Origin of the sequence: Nonomuraea dietziae (assembly GCF_014195505.1) — a bacterium.
Lineage (GTDB): Bacteria > Actinomycetota > Actinomycetes > Streptosporangiales > Streptosporangiaceae > Nonomuraea > Nonomuraea roseola.
In genome coordinates, this window is the sequence record NZ_JACIBV010000001.1 from 1,956,126 (window position 1) to 1,972,341 (window position 16,216).

Consider the following 16,216-nt stretch of genomic DNA (forward strand, 5'->3'; position numbering starts at 1 on the left):
TGGTGCACTATGTGGCCTATGAGAGTTCTGGTCGTCGAGGACGAGCGGCGGATGGCGGCGGCCCTCCAGCGAGGGCTGCAGGCCGAGGGGTTCGCCGTGGATCTGGCCCACGACGGCGAGGAGGGCCTGCACCTGGCCAGGCAGGGCGACTACGACGTGGTCGTGCTGGACATCATGCTGCCCAGGCTGTCGGGCTACAACGTGTGCAAGCGGCTGCGCGCGGAGGAGAACTGGGTGCCGATCCTGATGCTGTCGGCCAAGGACGGCGAGTACGACATGGCCGACGGTCTCGACCTCGGCGCCGACGACTACCTCACCAAGCCGTTCTCCTACGTCGTGCTGGTGGCCAGGCTGCGGGCGCTGCTGCGGCGTGACGCGGGCCGCCGTCCGGCCGTGCTGACGGCGGGCGACCTGTCGCTGGACCCGGCCAGGCGCAAGGTGCAGCGCGCCGAGGAGTCGGTGGAGCTGACGCCACGGGAGTTCGCGCTGCTGGAGTACCTGATGCGCCGCCACGACGAGGTGGTGTCGAAGACGGAGATCCTGGAGCACGTCTGGGACACCTTCGACACCGACCCGAACGTGGTCGAGGTCTACGTCGGCTACCTGCGCCGCAAGATCGACGCCCCGTTCGGCAGGAACGCGCTGCAGACCGTGCGCGGCGCCGGGTACCGGCTGGCCGGCGACGGTGGCTGACTCCCCTCTCGCCAGATGGAGGCGCAGGAGCCTGCGCTTCAGGCTGACCGCCCTGGCGGCCGTCGCGCTGGTGCTGGCGTTCGGGGTCTCGGCCTCGACGCTGATGATGGTGCTGGGCAGGTCGCTGATGGACACCGTCGACGAGACCACCAGGCAGCACGCGCAGGCCGTCAGGGCCCAGGCCGACAGCGGCACGCTGACCGACCCGATCACCACGCAGGACGGCACGATCGTGCAGGTCATCGCGGCCAACGGCAGGATCACCCACGGCACGTACGGCGCTGACCGACTGGTGCCGCTGCTGCCCGCCCACGACAGGAGGCGGGCGCAGAGCCACGAGAACGCCCGGTTCCGCGACGGCGAGCCCTACGGCATCCCCGGGCCGCTGCGCGTCGTGGTGGTCAGCGGGGACGACGGGATCACCGTGCTGGCGGCGCGCCCTGTGGCCGAGATCGAGAAGAGCCTCATCGTCGCCGGCAGGGTGCTGTTCGTGGGCACGCCGCTGCTGGTGGCCTTCCTGGCGGGGGCGAGCTGGCTGATCATCGGCAGGACGCTGCGTCCGATCGCCGCGCTGCGCAAGGGGGCCGCCGAGATCACCCACACGGCCAGGTCCAGGCGGCTGCCCGTGCCGGAGGCGCGCGACGAGGTGCACTCGCTGGCGGTCACGCTCAACGACATGCTGGCCCGGCTGGAGGGAGCCGAGTCGCGCCAGCGGGCGCTCGTCTCCGACGCCGCGCACGAACTGCGCAGCCCGCTGGCCAGCATCAGGCTGCAGCTCGAGGTGGCGCTCGGCCATCCGGAGGGCCAGGACTGGCGCGAGACGGCCGAGGGTGTGCTCGAGGACACCCTGCGGCTGTCGCGCCTGGCCGAGGACCTGCTGGCGCTGGCCAGGCTGGACGAGCGCGGCGGCAGGCTGGCCAGGAACGAGCCCGTCAACCTGGATGAGGTGGTCAGGCAGGTGGTCGAGAGGTACGGCGAGGCCCGTCTGACCGCCTGCGAGCCCGTCGTGGTGCGCGGCGACGCCTTGGACCTGAGCAGGGTCCTGACCAACCTCATGGACAACGCCGTACGGCACGCCACCGGCAAGGTCGAGGTGGCGCTGAGGGCCGACGGCGAGCTCACCGTGTCCGACGACGGGCCCGGCGTCCCCGAGCAGGACAGGGAGCGCGTCTTCAACCGCTTCACCAGGCTCGACGACGGCCGCGGCAGGGACGAGGGCGGCGCGGGCCTGGGCCTGGCGATCGTGCGCGAGACGGTCAGGGCGCACGGCGGCACCGTCCACCTGGAGGACGCCGCTCCCGGCCTGCGCGCGGTGGTCAGGCTGCCACCCGCCGCCTGAGGCCTGCGTCGCCTTCTCCGAACCGTCGAGGGCCGGCGCCGTCGCGGCATCAGCGATCGGTCCTGGCGCCGACGCTTCCGACGATCAGGTCGGACAGCGCCGTGACCGCCTCCGCCGCGGTCGTCTGCCCCCTGTTCAGCTCCGCCGCGATCGTCTCCGCTGCGCCCAGCACGCCGACGCAGCGCAGCCGAAGCGCCTCGGAGGTCAGGCTCGAGTGGGGCAGCAGTGCGGCGGCCAGCCAGTCCCTGAAGCTGTCGAGCATCTGGTGCTGGATCTCCTCCATCTCCGGATTCCCCTTCAGCGCGGCGGACACGGCGTTGAACTCCGGCATGTCGGTGGCACAGGCGAAGTACGCGGCGCTCATGGCACGAGCGATCTCCTCGACGGCGGGCGCGGCCTCCCGCAACGCCCGCGCCGACGCGTCCCTGTGTCGTTCGTCCAGTCGCCGGTAGAGCGCGAGCAGCAGGCCTGGCCGGGTGCCGAAATGCTCGTACACGATCGGCCTGCTCACGCCCGCGGCCTCGGCGAGGGTCGCCAGCGTCAGACCGTCTGCGCCCTGGTCGCGCACCATCGTCATGGCGGTGTCGAGCAGCTGCTCCCGCCTGGCCTGCTTGGACAGGCGACTCGGTGATGTGGTCATCGTCCTCCCTTGCGCTGTCGCCCCAGTTTAGCTACAAAATGTAAGTTACAAAATGTAGCTTGGCTGGACACGAGAGGAACCTCAGTGGAGCATTCGACATCCGTCCTGGTCATGGGTGGTTCGGGCCAGGCGGGCGCGGGAGCCGCCGCCCTCCTGCGCCAATGGCATCCGACACTGCCGCTGACGATCGCGGGTCGCGATCTCGCTCGCGCGCAGCGGGTCGCCGACGAGCTCGGGACCGCGACGGCCGTGACCATCGACCTGGAGCGGAGCGACCTCGGCCTGCCTGCCGGCCAGGGCCACTCAGCGGTGGTCGCGGCCGTGTGGGACGCCCGCCTGCACGGGCTGCGCTACGCGCAGCAGCGCGGGCTGCCCTATCTCAGCATCTCCAGCGGTCTGATGGACATCGCACCGGAGGTCGTCGCGGGCGCCCAGCGGGCGGGCGGGGCACCGATCCTGGTGGCCAGCCACTATCTCGCCGGTCTCGTCGTCCTCGCGGCGCTGGACTCGGCCCGGGAGTTCGACCGGATCGACACCATCAGGATCGGCGCCATACTCGACGAAACAGACATCGGCGGGCCCGCGGGGGTAGCGGATCTGGAGCGCTGGTCGGCCGTCACCTCGGCAGGGCTGGTGCGCCGTGACGGCGTCTTCACCTGGCTCGACAGCCGCGACGCGCAGGCGGAGGTGATCGGCTTCGACGGCACCGTCCTGCCCGGCCAGAGCATCCCCATCCTCGACGTGCCGAGCCTCGCCCTCGCCACGGGCGCACCGAACGTCCGCTTCGACTTGGCGGTCGGGCAGTCCCCGAGCAGGCGCCGCGGCGAACCCGCTTCCATGGAGGTCCGGATCGACCTCGAAGGAGCAGGGTCCACAGGTGCGCCGCTCAGCACGAGCCGACACCTCGTCCACCCCGAGGGGCAGCGGCCCCTGACCGCCCTCGGCGTCGCCCTCGGCGTCGAACGACTGCTCGGGCTGCGCGGCGATGCCGTGGCGCCGGGCATCCACACCCCCGAGGCCTTGCTCGACCCCGCCTACGCGGTCGAGCGGATGATGGAGGTCGGCGCCACGTTCGTCGGCTGACGAGACGACCGCCGAAGCACCCCGCGCCGCCAATCCTCGGGCGCAGGGTGCCGGTGGGGGGCCTCAGGCGCCGGGTCGCGTGAGGCGGGCGACCTCGGCCAGCGCCGTCCTGGCCGAGGCGGCGTCGTGGACCCGGAAGACCCGCGCCCCCTGCAACGCCGAGACGGCCAGCGTGGCGATCGTGCCGGCGTGCCGTTCCTCCACGGGCAGCCCGCCCAGCGCCTCGCCCACGAAGTCCTTGTTCGACACGGCCACCAGCACCGGCCAGCCGGTGGCCGTCATCTCGTCCAGGCGGCGGCTGACCTCCAGCGAGTGGAAGGTGTTCTTGCCGAAGTCGTGTGCCGGGTCGATGAGGATCGACTCTCTCGCCACCCCGGCCGCGACCGCCCGCCCGGCCAGCTCCACGGTGTAGGAGACGACGTCGGCGACCACGTCGGCGTAGGCGATGCGGTGCGGCCTGGTGCGCGGCTCCACCCTGCCCGCGTGCGCGCACACGAGCCCTACCCCGTGCCTGGCCGCGACCTCGGCCAGGCCGGGGTCGACGCCGCCCCACGTGTCGTTGAGCAGGTCGGCGCCCGCCTTGGCCACCACGTCGCCCACCTCGGCCCGCCAGGTGTCGACGCTGATGATCAGCTCGGGGTGGCGCTCGCGGACGGCGGAGACGAGGTCGGCCACCCGCCTGATCTCCTCGTGGGCGTCGACCGTCTCGCCGGGGCCCGCCTTGACGCCGCCGATGTCGACGATGTCGGCGCCGCCCTCGACGGCCTGGGCGACCGCCTCGAGCGCGGCCCCGAAGCCGTAGGTCCTTCCCCGGTCGAAGAAGGAGTCGGGAGTACGGTTCACCACGGCCATGACCGCGTACTCCCCCGGGCCGAACTCCCTGCCGCGCAGGCGCAAGATGCTCATCACCTCGGAGCCTACAGAGCCGTACGGCCGGTCGGCCCCACCACCGCGACCAGCCCAGGGACGAGAGTGGCTCTCGCCCCTGGGCGGAGGTCATGCGGCCGTGGAGCCCTTCTCCGCCGTCGCCAGGAAGTCCTGGGCGATGAGGGGAAGCCTGCGGCGGGCGTGGACGACGGCGATCACCCGGCGCACGGCCGGATCGAGCGAGCGCACCACGAGTCCCGCCCTGGCCGCCTGCTCGGCCATGCCGCGGTACCACAGCAGCGAGGCCTGCCCCGCCCGCACCGCGTTGAGCCAGCCGTTGCGCTCGTCGGTCTCCAGCACGACGATCGGGTTGACCGCGTACTTGCCGAACATCGCGTCCAGCTCCCGCCTGCGGACGCTGCCTCTGGCGGGCAGGGCCAGACGCAGCCCGTCGAGCCTGCGCATCGGGACGGGATCGGGCAGATCGAGCCCCGGAGGGGAGATGAGCACGATCTCCTGGCGTTCGAGGGGATGGGTGATCAGGTCGGTGGGCACCGGCAGGTCGGTGAGACCGAGATCGGCCCGCTGGTCCCTGACCGCGTTCACGACCGCGTCACGGCCGTCGCAGCGGATGATGTGCACCCTGACACCCGGATGCTCGGCCGCGTAGGCGGGGAGCAACCGGCCTGCCAGGCCTGGTTCGAGGTTGGCGGTGGAGGCGATGCGAAGCTCGGCCTCCGAGGCGCCGCCGTGGGTCGACAGGGCCTCGATCTCGCCGACCGCGTCGAGCGCCTCTCGGGCCAGTTTGACGACCCTGCGGCCCTGCGCGGTGACGACCACCCCGCGCCCCGAGCGGGCGAACAGCGTCATGCCCAACTCGCGCTCCAGGTCTCGGATCGCGCGCGAAAGCGCAGGCTGCGCGATGTAGAGCGACCTGGCCGCGTCGGTCATGGTGCGGTGCTCCGCAGTCGCGACCACGTAGCGGAGCTGCTGCAGATTCATGACATTGAAGCTAGGACAACGGCCGCTCCTCGGACGGCGACATAGCGGAGATCACCTCGAATGATTTCGGACTGTAACCGAGTACCGCTACATCCGTGACGGGTGAGAAATCAGTATGCTTCTGCCCCAAATTTGGCAAAGGTCTGGACTGCGGTTCCCATTTCGGACAACCGTGTCAAGGGGAGACAGCGTGACAGGCAACGGGCAGTATCCACCCCCGCCTCCGGGACACCAGGGGCAGCCAGGTTCAGGCCCACCCCAGCAGCCGCCGTTTCCCCCGTGGCCTCCCCAGCGGGACGGGCAGCAGTACCAGGAACCGGCCACCCGGCAGTACCGGCCGCCGCCCCCTCAGCCGCCCGCCCAGCCCACCGCGCAGCCGCCCGCCCCGCAGGGCCCGCCGTACGGCGGGCCGCCACAGGCGGGCCCGCAGGCCCCCTATCCGCCGCAGGCTCCCTACCCGCCGCAGCCGCCCGCCCCGCCGTACGGCAGGCCTCCCCACGCGCCGCACCAGAGCCCGGCGCCCCAGGGCCCACCTCAGGGGCCGCCCTACCAGGGCCCACCCCAGGGTCCGCCGTACCAGGGCCCGCCGCAGGGGCCGAACCAGGGGCAGCCGTACGGCGTGCCGTACGGGCAGCCCCCGCAGGGGCCTCCCCACGGTCAGGGCGGCCCCTACCCGCCGCACCCGCAGGGCGGGGGTCCGCGGCCCGGCTGGGGAGCGCCCCATGGCCCGCGCGGGCCATGGCAGCGGCCGCCCCAGCGCGGCAAGTCCAACGCGGGCGCGATCATCGGGGCGGTGTTCGGCTCGGTCGCGGCGATCTTCGTGCTGCTCGTGATCGGCGCGGCGCTCTTCAAGAGCGCCTCGCACACCGACACCACCTCGCCCGTGGCGATCCCCACGTTCACCCCGCCGACCTTCGAGCCCGAGCCCGACCGCAGCGAAGGGCCGATCGAGCCGACGGACAGGCCGACAGGGCAGCCCTCGCAGCGGCCGACACGGGAGCCGTCCACCCGCCCCTCGCAGCAGCAGACGCTCAAGCCGCCCGCCAGGGTCACGCTGAACACCAGCCTGCAGGCCAACACCCTCTACCGCGCCGGCAGGCTGCCGCGTACGACGTGCAGGGCGGGCAACGCGAGCCTGTTCAGCCACAGCCAGCTGAAGGCGCTCATCCTGAAGACCGGCCGATGCATGGACGCGGCATGGGCGCCGATCCTGCGCAAGCAGGGCATCGACTGGAGCCCGCCCAACTACGCGATCGCCGCCAAGCGCGGCAGGGGCGCGTGCGGCGACTACCCCTCGCCCGGCAGCATGGTGCCGTACTACTGCCCGCGCAACAACACCATCTACGCCTCCACCTCCGCGCTCGCGCGGGGCAACGGCAACTCCATGGGGTACGGCCAGATCGTCGCCTGGCACGGCGCGACGATCAGCATGATGGCCCACGAGTACGGTCACCACGTCCAGCAGATCACCGGCATCCTCGGCTCGCACTGGCGCAAGCACCTCGACTCCTCCAGCGAGAGCGGGCGGCTGGCACTGAGCAGAAAACTGGAGCTCCAGGCAACCTGTTTCGGCGGTATGTTCATGAGGGCCGTCGCCGACAGCTATCCCATCAACTCCAGCCGTCGCGACACCCTGTTCTGGTTCTACTCGCGTGTGGGCGACCACCCTGGCTACCCCCGCGACCACGGCAGTCTCGCCAACAACAACCGGTGGTTCCGCCAGGGGTGGGAGAGGAACATGACCTACCAGTGCAATACGTGGCTGGCCTCCTCGTCCTCGACCTCCTAGCTTCATGGGGCGTTCATCCCACATTGGTCATCTGTCATTGATGTCCCGATATGGGGGCTAGAATCCTGGCAATCTCGTGACCAACGGGGGGCAAACCCCAGGGTTTGGCCTGGTGCGACGTAAGAAGGAGCCGGTGTGTCGAAGCGCCCTGGGGGAGACGCCGCCGAGCGCGGCAGGAAACGGCGGGCTCCTCGGCGCGCCCCCGCCTCTGACACTCCCACCAGAGACCGCGAGACACAGCCGAGCAACCGCGCCCCCAAGCCTCCTCGCGCGCCCCGTACCCCGAAGTTCCTTGCCAGGCTGCAGGCCTCCGGCGGGCCCCGGTTCGCCAGGAAGATGACCACGGGCTCGATCATCGGCTGGACGGCCCTGTCGGTCATCGTGCCCGGCGCCGCCCACCTGCGGGCGGGGCGCCGCCGTACCGGCCTCATCCTGCTGGGGCTCTTCGGCCTGCTGCTGCTCGTGGGGCTGATCTACGGCCTGTCCTTCGTGGGCAACTACGGCGCGGCGGCGCGCGACAGCACGATGATCACCGTCTCGGCGGCCGCCGTGATAGGCGCGCTGTGCTGGTTCGCGCTCGTGCTGACCTCCTACATCGCCCTCGGCCCCGACCGTCTCAACGGCCGGGGCCAGATCATTTCCGGGATCGCGGTCGGCCTGCTGTGCGTGTCGGTCATGGCGCCCTTCGCGCTGACGGCCAACACCGTGCTGACCTTCCGCGACACGGTCAAGGCGATCTTCCCCTCGACGTCGGACCCGGAGGTCCAGCCCATCAAGCAGGCCGATCCGTGGAACGGCAAGAAGCGGGTCAACTTCCTGCTCATCGGCGGTGACGCGGCGGGCAACCGCACCGGCATGCGGACCGACAGCATGAACGTGGCGAGCGTCGACATCAAGACTGGCAACACGGTGCTGTTCAGCCTGCCCCGCAACCTGCAACACGTGCGCTTTCCCCCCTCCTCGCCGCTGGCCAAGCACTTCCCCAACGGCTTCATGGCCGAACTGCCCAACGGCGGGCTGCTGAACGAGGTCTGGCAGTTCGCCAACGACAACCCGCAGATCATGGGGGGCAAGAACAAGGGCCCCAAGGCGCTGATGGACGCCATCAGCCACACGCTCGGTCTGCGCATCGACTACTACGCGCTGATCAACATGTACGGCTTCGTCGACCTGGTGGACGCGATCGGCGGCATCAGGCTGCGGGTGGAGAAGGACATTCCGTGGGGCGGCCACTACGGCACCGCGGGCACCATCAAGGCGGGCTTCCGGCAACTGTCCGGCGAGGAGGCGCTGTGGTACGGGCGCTCCCGCGTCGTCGACGACGACTTCGGCCGGATGGGCCGCCAGCGCTGCGTCATCGGCGCCTTCGCCCAGCAGGCGACGCCCGACAAGATCCTCACCAACTTCGGCGAGATCGCCAGGACGGCCAAGCGGATGGCCCAGACGAACATCCCGCAGGAGTTGCTGGAGCCGCTGGCCAACCTGGCGCTCGAGGTGAAGGACGCGCGCATCACCAGCCTGCAGTTCGTGCCCCCGCAGTTCTACACCGGCTCCCCTGACTGGCCCAAGATCCGCAGGGCGACGGTCAAGGCGATCAACGACTCGCTCAAGCCGGCCAAGCGGGCGCTGGCGGCCGGGGTCACCGCCTCGCCGGGGACGACGTCCTCCCCCACGTCCTCGCCCACGGCGACGCCGTCGGCCAGCCGTCCGGTGAAGCCGTCGCAGACCCCGACGCGCAACGGTCAGTCGGCCGCCAACAACGCCTCGGCCAAGAGCCTGGCGGAGCTGTGCGGCTTCTGACCCCGACCCGGTCGGCTACTGGGTGACGAGCACGAGCATGCGGCGCAGGTAGGCGGCCCAGGCGGGGTCGCCTGTGACCTCGACGCCGCCGCCCCTGCCCCACATCCACAGCAGCACCTCGGCGGGCTCACCCGCGACCAGCGCGCGGGGGGCCTCGACGCCGCCTTCGGAGATCCGCACCGACGTGGGCGCGGGAAGGACCGTCCACTCGCGCTCCCCCGCCCGCACGACGATCGCCTCCTCGCCTTCGGGCCCTGCCAGGTGGCCGCCCTCCATCGCCGCGAACTCCTCGGGCGACTGCGCCGCCTCGTAGGCCAGGAAGACGGTCAGCACCTCGTCCACGCCGTCGGCGGCCAGGTCGGCGGGGATCGGCGTCACCGGCAGGCCCGCCGCCAGCTCGGCGTCGACGCGGTGGATGACGCTCTCGTGGGCCATTCTCCTGATCCAGAAGCCGACGCTCTGGTCGGGTTCGTACCAGGTCAGCGCGGGCGAGTCGGCCGGTCTGGCGGCGAACTCGGCGGTCAGCGCGCCGTACGCCGCGTCGAGGACGGCCAGCGGCTCGCCCGACAGGTCCGGGTCCCACGGGTCGGGGTAGGAGCCCGTGCGCATGGTGACCGTCTTGTGCATGTAGACGGCGGTGATGTGCGTGAGCAGGTCGGCGGCGTTCCACCCGGGGCAGGACGGCACGGGGGCGGCGGGGTCGCCGGCGGCGGCCGCCTTCCTCAGCAGGGAGTAGTCGGCGGCCAGGCACTCGAGCAGGCGGTTGTCGTTCACGGGAAGGCAGCCAACCACATCGGCCCCCGGGATCCACCGCCGGGGTTCCACCGCCGGTCAGGCCACCGCCCTGCGCGGGAGCAGCGCGAAGGCGCCCAGGTAGAGCACCGCCGCCACGATCAGCAGGCCCTTGTAGCCGACCACCAGGGCGAGGTACTCGAGGCAGCCGCCCACCATCGCGCCTAGCAGGTTGGCGCCGAAGGAGGTCGTCGCGTCGGCGGACTCGGAGAAGCGCTTGGCGAAGACCACGTTGGCCGCGAAGATCGGCAGGAAGGCCACTGTCACGGCCGCCACGACGCGCACCGGCACGGGGAGCCCGAGCAGCCACGTGTTGGGCACCAGCCACGCCAGCACCAGTCCGGCGAACAGCACGCCGTACATCACCGGCAGGGGTGGCGTGCGGAAGCGGCGGGTCACCTCGACGGCGGCGAGCACGGCCACCAGCACTCCGGCGAAGACGATGGCGTTGACCACCCACGTGGTGCCGAACAGCAGCGCGAACCCGGTGACGCTCTTGGTCTCCAGTAGCAGGAAGCCCACGCCGAGCAGGAAGAGGTCGGCGTAGGGCCGCATCCTGGCGAACGGCCCCGCGACCACGCGCACCGCGAGGAGCGAGACGATCAGGATGAGGCCGAGCGTGATGATGTACAGCGAGGGGATCGTCGAGTCCTTCAGGTACAGGAACGGCCTGTCGTCGCCGGTCGGGGCGGGTGTGCCCGCCGCCGCGCCCGCCCACTCGGGGCCGCAGCGCTGGGCGTCGGGGGTGAGGCCCGCGGTGATGACGGCCTGCTGTCCCGCCGTGCTGACGACGTCGACGCACGGCTTGTGCCCGAAGGCGTTCTGCATGGTGGAGGCGAGCCTGTCGACCAGCCAGCTCTCGCGGTAGTAGTTGTACATCGAGAACGCCCCGCCGGGCTTGAGGTGCTCGCGGGCGGCCCGCATCGCCTCCTCGGTGAACAGGTAGCTCTCCAGCCGCAGCGAGCTGGCCCCCGACACCAGCGTGAGCGAGTCGGGAAGGGCGAAGAGGATGAGGTCGTACTTCCTGTCGGTCTGCTCCAGATAGGCGCGGCCGTCGGTGATGGAGGTGGTCACGCGCGGGTCGCTGTAGGGGTGGTCGGGGTGGTAGGTGCCGCCCAGCTCGCGCAGCTTGGGGTCGATCTCGACGGCGTCCACCCGCTGCGCGCCCTTGGACAGCGCGATCGCCACGTCGGTGCCGCTGCCCGCGCCGACGATCAGCACGTCCTTGGGCGGCGCGGCGGCCCTCTCGTACGGCAGGCCGTACTGCGCCTCCCACTGCAGCCTGGCCGCCGCGGGCACGGCCTCCTGGTGCGGGATGCCGTTCACCTGGATGTTCATGACCCGCACGCCGGCCCGGTCGAGCTCGTTGTAGGTCACCTTGTAGTAGGGCGACCACAGCGCGCCCGCGGTGAGCGTCTCGACCAGCAGCAGTCCGACGACCAGCAGCGAGGGCACCACCACCAGCAGCACGTACGGCACGCGCGGCCTGGGCACGAGCAGCACGCCGTAGGCGACGGCCGCCAGGACGCCCCATACCACGGGCGGCGCGCTCAGGAACGACAGCGCGGTGAACAGCGCGATGCCGCTGAGCGAGCCGATGAGGTCGTAGCGGTAGGCGTCCAGGCGAGGCAGCTCGGGAAAGCACCGCCCGACCAGTTCGGCGGGGCCCATGAGCACCAGCGCGGCGGCTACGAAGATCACCGGCAGGATCACCCACGCGGGCGGCCCGGTGGTGGCCAGGCTGGTCCAGTACAGGACGCCCTCGGTCTCCCTGTTCACCGTCACGGGGAACATCAGCACGACCAGCACCAGCACCGCCAGCACGACCGGCGAGTAGTACGGCTGCCGCCTGGACCGCCCCACGCGCAGGAAGCCGAGGCCGATGCCGAGGAAGGATCCGAGCAGCACGAAGTTGGTGAAGTAGCTCAGGTGCACGATGTTGGAGCCCGTCCACCGGATCAGCGCCAGCTCGAGGAAGAGCATGAAAGCGCTGGCCAGGATCAACCGCGGCCTCACGGCCATCCAGTGATCACGAGTGGAGTCGGAGGAGGCGGCCTGCACCTGTGCGGTCATGCCGCCACACGCTAGTGAACCGGCCGTCGTCAGGGAAGCCCCCACGCGGCGTCCCGATAAGCGTGAAATGCCGTGTTTTCCCAGGTCACAACCCTCAAGAGTCGCTGGACGCGGGAGGTGATGTTGAAGGAATGTGGGGAGGTTCGATCCCTCCATCAGAATTCGGTGATCCCCCATGCGAGTGCTCATCCAGCTACGCCCATCCCCAGACCTGGTGGCGGCGGTCACCGACCCCGGCAGGAGCGCCACGACCGCCGACGTGGCCGACGGCCTGCCAGGGGTGATGCTCGACCCGTCCTTCACCCCCGTGGCCGTCCCCAGGCCCGTTCCCCCCGCGGGCGGCGACCCGCTCTCACTCAACCAGCCGCTCGACTTCTCCATGGCCGCCGAGGAGGCCTCGGTGCTGGTGCGGGGCGAGATCTCCGACGACGAGCTGACCACGAGGCTGGCGCTGCTGCCCACGCTGCGCCCCGACGTCGTCGGGGTCTTCGCCGACCCCGTCATCGAGCCGAACCTCACCTGCGGCGGCGACGCGCCCGTCGGCGACTGGCGCGACGTCGAGCGGCTGCTGGGCACCTCGGCCCTGCACGCCGAGGGCCTCGACGGCTCGGGGGTGGCGCTGGCCGTGCTCGACACCGGCATCAACGCCGCCCACGTGGCCAGGCACCTGGGCAGGGGCGTCAACCTCGACGCCGAGCGCAGCTGGAACCCCTCGGGTGTGCAGGGCCGTCCAGGCGAGTTCGAGGTCGACCACGGCACGATGTGCGCCTTCGACACCCTGATCGCCGCGCCCCAGGCGTCGCTGATCGACATCCCCGTGCTGCTGTCGAGCCGGATGGGCGGCTCGGCCCTCGACGGCCTGCTCTCGGACGCGGTGGCCGCCTTCGCGCACCTGCGGACCCTGCTGGAGGCCCAGCCCGCCGAGTCGAGGTCTCTGGTCATCAGCAACTCCTGGGGCTCCTTCTCCCCCCGATGGGACTTCCCTCCCGGCCACCCAGGCAACTACTCCGACAACGCCGCCCACCCCTTCAACCTCGTCGTGGCCTCCCTCGACAGCGCGGGCGCCGACGTGCTGTTCGCGGCGGGTAACTGCGGGCGCGAGTGCAAGGACGGCAGGTGCGCCTATCCCGACCGGCCGATCGGAGGCGCCAACTCCCACCCCAGGGTGCTGTCGATCGGCGGCGTCGACACCGAGGGCGAGCGCGTCGGGTACTCCTCGCAGGGGCCCGGACGGCTGGCCACGCGCAAGCCCGACCTGTGCGCCTACACGCACTTCTCCGGCTCGAAGGCGTTCGGCGACGGCGAGCCGGACTCCGGCACCTCCGCCGCCTGCCCGGTGGCCGCGGGCCTGGTCGCGGCGATCCGCACCCAGTGGCCCGCCGCGCGCCTGTCGCCCGGCCAGCTGCGCTCGCTGCTGCGGCGCACCGCCGACGACCGCAGCGACGTCGGCTACGACTTCGACTACGGCTACGGGGTCGTGGACCCCGCGGGGGTGCTCGCCGCCCTGCGCCGAAGGGCCAAGCGCGTAGCCTGACCGTATGGTCCTGGTCACCGTACGGCTGCCGCCCGGCGCGACGCTCGCCGACGCGATGGAGCGGCTCGGGCTGGCGGAGGAGGAGGTGGACACCGGCTACGGCCTGGTGCTCATCGACCCTGACCAGGGGCTGTACGGCTTGCGCGTGACCGAGGAGGCGGGCCACCGCACCGGCCCGCCCTTCTCCGACCCGAGGATCGAGCCCTTCGGTCCCGAACCGCGCTAGACGAGCGCCAGCGCCTGCTCGACGTAGCCGACGATGCGCTCGGCCTCGTGTCCGTCCTCGTCGAGATCCGGGTTGTAGATGGTGAGCGACCATCCCGCGCAGCCAGGCCGCCGCAGCGCGACGGCGGTGAGCTCGGTCAGCTCCTCCCAGCGCAGTCCCCCAGGCTGGGGGTAGTCGACGGCGGCCAGCTGGTCGGTGGCCAGCACGTCGAGGTCGACGTGCAGCCACCACCGCGACGCCGACCTCTCGATGGTGGCGATGGCGTCTTCCGCCGAGGCCGCGACGCGTCCGCTGAGCTCCCTGTCGGTGGCGAACCACAGCGAGCCGCGCAACGAGCCGACTCCGTGCTCCCGCAGTTCCTCGCCGTCGCGCGGGCCCAGCAGCGCGGTGGCCTCGGGGCGCAGCACGGGCGCCAGCTCCGGCCCGACGTCGGCCGAGGTGACGCCGAGAGCGAGGCCGAGCTCGCAGTCCGCGGCCTCTCCCGTGGTGGAGTCGGCGGGCGGCCAGGCGTCCTCGTGACCGTCCACGAACAGCAGGCCGACCGAGCCGTGGACCGAGCGGCAGGCGGCCAGCGCCCCCGGCAGCACCGCGCAGTCCCCGCCGACCAGCAGCGGGAAGGCGCCTCCCGCCATGATCGCCTCGACCTTCCGCCTGACCTCGGCGAGCATGGACGTCAGCGCCTGCTCCGCCAGGAGCCGCGACGCCTCGCCGCGCCGTGGCACCGGCTCGCTGAACGCGACGTCGCCGACGTCCCTCACCTCGTGGGAGAGCCCCGCCCGCGCGACCAGGCCCGCTCGGCGCAACGCGTGCGGCCCCCTGGCCACCCCGGTCCGCACCCCCGCGGAGTTGAACCCCGCTCCCAGAACGTCGATCCTCACCCCTCCAGTCAACCCGCCCGACCCCGGATCGCACCACTCCGACGCCCCGGCTGTGGTCAGGCGTTGTCCCTGCTGAAGACTCTCGTGCCCACCGTCAGGCTGATCGCCGCGAAGAGCGCCACCACCAGGACGCCCACCGCGACCACCCCGCTGGCGTAGGTTCCCGCGAACAGCTCGCGCATGGCCTCGAGCACGTACCGGAACGGGCTGACGTACGACAGCGTGCTCAGCCACTGCGGCGCCATCGACATCGGCAGGAACGTGCCCGACAGCAGCATCAGCGGCCAGACCGCCGTCATCATGACGGGCGCGAACAGGTGCTCGTTCAGCCGCATCGCCGCCGCATGCGACAGCGCCGCCAGGCTGACGCCGAGCACCACCACCAGCGCCATGGCGCCCAGCACGCCGAGCAGCGGAGCGCGCAGGCCGATGAGGTAGGCGACGGCCACCAGCAGGACGGTCTGCACCACCAGCGTGAAGGTGTTGTTGAGCACCCTGCCGAGCAGCAGCGGCAGCCGGCCCGCAGGGGTGACGCGCAGCCGCTCCAGCACGCCGGAGCGCCAGTCGAAGACCACGCCGAACCCCGCCATGCCCGCGCTCAGCAGGCCGAGCTGGATGATCAGTCCGGGGACCAGCGTCTCCCAGGAGCCGAAGGTGGCGAAGATCGGGCCGAACAGCACCAGGAAGAACAACGGCTGCGCGGCGGTGATCAGGATGGCGAACTTGTTGCGCAGCGTGATGCGCGTGTGGTGGCGGAAGATCAGCCAGGTGTCCCTCATGCCGGCCTCCCCGCGATCTCCAGGAACGCCTCGTTCAGCGTGCGCTCGCCCTTGAGCTGAGCGGGGGTGCCCTCGGCGGCGATCCTGCCGCCGTCGATGACGAGAAGCCGGTCGCAGAGCGCCTCGGCCTCCTCCAGGTAGTGCGTCGACAGCAGGACCGTCAGGCCGAGGGAGCGGATGTGCTCCCAGAGCGCGGCCCTGCTCTGCGGGTCGAGGCCGGTGGTCGGCTCGTCGAGGAAGAGCACCGAGGGGCGGTGCAGGAGGCCGAAGGCGATGTCGAAGCGGCGTCGCAGGCCGCCGGACAGGGCGCCGCCCGGCATGCCCTCCAGTCCGGTGAGCTCCAGCGTGGCCAGGACGTCGGCGATGCGGGAGCGGGCCTCGGCGCGGCTCATGCCGTACAGCATGGCCTGGAGTTCGAGTTCGTCGCCGAGGGGGTTGACCGGGTTCACACCTCCGCTCTGGGAGACGTATCCGATGCTGCGCCGTACGCCTCGGGGGTCGGAGCGCAGGTCGTGACCCGCGATGGTGGCCGAGCCCGAGCTGGGCCGCAGCAGGGTGGCCAGCATGCGCATGGTCGTGGTCTTGCCCGCGCCGTTGGGGCCGAGGAAGCCGACGATCTCGCCGGGGGCGACCGTGAGGTCCACGCCGCGAACGGCCTCGACGCCGTTTCTGAAGGTCTTGGTCAGACCGGATACATCGATCATATTTTTAGAGTAGCTCC

Annotated in this window: 15 protein-coding genes; 7 read left to right on the forward strand and 8 right to left on the reverse strand. The window is 71.4% G+C overall.

What is annotated here, in order from left to right; all coding sequences use genetic code 11:
* Positions 1-18 precede the first annotated feature (18 nt).
* Complete coding sequence (locus FHR33_RS09510) at positions 19-693, forward strand: response regulator transcription factor (RefSeq protein WP_183645591.1); 675 nt, start codon at positions 19-21, stop codon at positions 691-693.
* Entirely contained in the window at positions 686-2,032 is a 1,347-nt protein-coding gene (locus FHR33_RS09515; protein ID WP_183645592.1) for a sensor histidine kinase, read from the forward strand. The genes FHR33_RS09510 and FHR33_RS09515 overlap by 8 nt, the downstream gene beginning before the upstream one ends.
* A gap of 49 nt (positions 2,033-2,081) precedes the next feature.
* On the opposite strand, the gene FHR33_RS09520 is transcribed toward FHR33_RS09515, so the two are convergent.
* Positions 2,082-2,672, reverse strand: a complete 591-nt coding sequence (locus FHR33_RS09520; protein WP_183645593.1) for a TetR/AcrR family transcriptional regulator — start codon at positions 2,670-2,672, stop codon at positions 2,082-2,084.
* Between the two features lie 84 nt (positions 2,673-2,756).
* On the opposite strand from FHR33_RS09520, the gene FHR33_RS09525 reads away from it, so the two are divergent.
* Positions 2,757-3,755 carry a saccharopine dehydrogenase family protein gene (locus tag FHR33_RS09525; RefSeq protein ID WP_221241032.1) on the forward strand — a complete coding sequence of 333 codons (999 nt, stop codon included), beginning with the start codon at positions 2,757-2,759 and terminating at the stop codon, positions 3,753-3,755.
* Positions 3,756-3,818: 63 nt separating this feature from the next.
* Here the strand turns inward: FHR33_RS09525 and folP are convergent, their stop codons facing one another.
* Together folP and FHR33_RS09535 are read right to left on the reverse strand one after the other, a co-directional pair.
* Positions 3,819-4,661, reverse strand: a complete 843-nt coding sequence (gene folP, locus FHR33_RS09530) for a dihydropteroate synthase (protein WP_183645594.1) — start codon at positions 4,659-4,661, stop codon at positions 3,819-3,821.
* Between the two features lie 90 nt (positions 4,662-4,751).
* Entirely contained in the window at positions 4,752-5,624 is an 873-nt protein-coding gene (locus FHR33_RS09535; protein ID WP_183645595.1) for a LysR family transcriptional regulator, read from the reverse strand.
* 190 nt (positions 5,625-5,814) lie between these two features.
* On the opposite strand from FHR33_RS09535, the gene FHR33_RS52510 reads away from it, so the two are divergent.
* Positions 5,815-7,413 carry a neutral zinc metallopeptidase gene (locus FHR33_RS52510; RefSeq protein ID WP_312895436.1) on the forward strand — a complete coding sequence of 533 codons (1,599 nt, stop codon included), beginning with the start codon at positions 5,815-5,817 and terminating at the stop codon, positions 7,411-7,413.
* 135 nt (positions 7,414-7,548) lie between these two features.
* Entirely contained in the window at positions 7,549-9,213 is a 1,665-nt protein-coding gene (locus FHR33_RS09545; protein ID WP_312895437.1) for an LCP family protein, read from the forward strand.
* A gap of 15 nt (positions 9,214-9,228) precedes the next feature.
* On the opposite strand, the gene FHR33_RS09550 is transcribed toward FHR33_RS09545, so the two are convergent.
* Positions 9,229-9,987, reverse strand: coding sequence for a maleylpyruvate isomerase family mycothiol-dependent enzyme (locus FHR33_RS09550; protein WP_183645597.1), 759 nt, complete (start codon positions 9,985-9,987; stop codon positions 9,229-9,231).
* A 57-nt stretch (positions 9,988-10,044) separates the two neighbouring features.
* Positions 10,045-12,078 carry a spermidine synthase gene (locus FHR33_RS09555; RefSeq protein ID WP_183645598.1) on the reverse strand — a complete coding sequence of 678 codons (2,034 nt, stop codon included), beginning with the start codon at positions 12,076-12,078 and terminating at the stop codon, positions 10,045-10,047.
* Positions 12,079-12,253: 175 nt separating this feature from the next.
* Here FHR33_RS09555 and FHR33_RS09560 point away from each other — a divergent pair, with 175 nt between their 5' ends.
* Together FHR33_RS09560 and FHR33_RS09565 are read left to right on the forward strand one after the other, a co-directional pair.
* Positions 12,254-13,612 carry a S8 family peptidase gene (locus tag FHR33_RS09560; RefSeq protein ID WP_183645599.1) on the forward strand — a complete coding sequence of 453 codons (1,359 nt, stop codon included), beginning with the start codon at positions 12,254-12,256 and terminating at the stop codon, positions 13,610-13,612.
* Positions 13,613-13,616: 4 nt separating this feature from the next.
* A complete protein-coding gene (locus tag FHR33_RS09565; protein ID WP_183645600.1) occupies positions 13,617-13,838 on the forward strand; it encodes a hypothetical protein in 222 nt (73 codons plus the stop codon).
* On the opposite strand, the gene FHR33_RS09570 is transcribed toward FHR33_RS09565, so the two are convergent.
* From FHR33_RS09570 to FHR33_RS09580, 3 genes are read right to left on the reverse strand one after another with little or no spacing between them, the layout of a single operon-like run.
* Positions 13,835-14,716 (reverse strand): arginase family protein, encoded by an 882-nt coding sequence (locus tag FHR33_RS09570; RefSeq protein ID WP_183645601.1) that lies wholly within the window; start codon positions 14,714-14,716, stop codon positions 13,835-13,837. The genes FHR33_RS09565 and FHR33_RS09570 overlap by 4 nt on opposite strands.
* Before the next feature lie 56 nt (positions 14,717-14,772).
* A complete protein-coding gene (locus FHR33_RS09575) occupies positions 14,773-15,495 on the reverse strand; it encodes an ABC transporter permease (protein WP_183645602.1) in 723 nt (240 codons plus the stop codon).
* Complete coding sequence (locus FHR33_RS09580) at positions 15,492-16,199, reverse strand: ABC transporter ATP-binding protein (protein ID WP_183645603.1); 708 nt, start codon at positions 16,197-16,199, stop codon at positions 15,492-15,494. Before FHR33_RS09580 ends, FHR33_RS09575 begins: the two co-directional genes overlap by 4 nt.
* Positions 16,200-16,216: the final 17 nt, after the last annotated feature.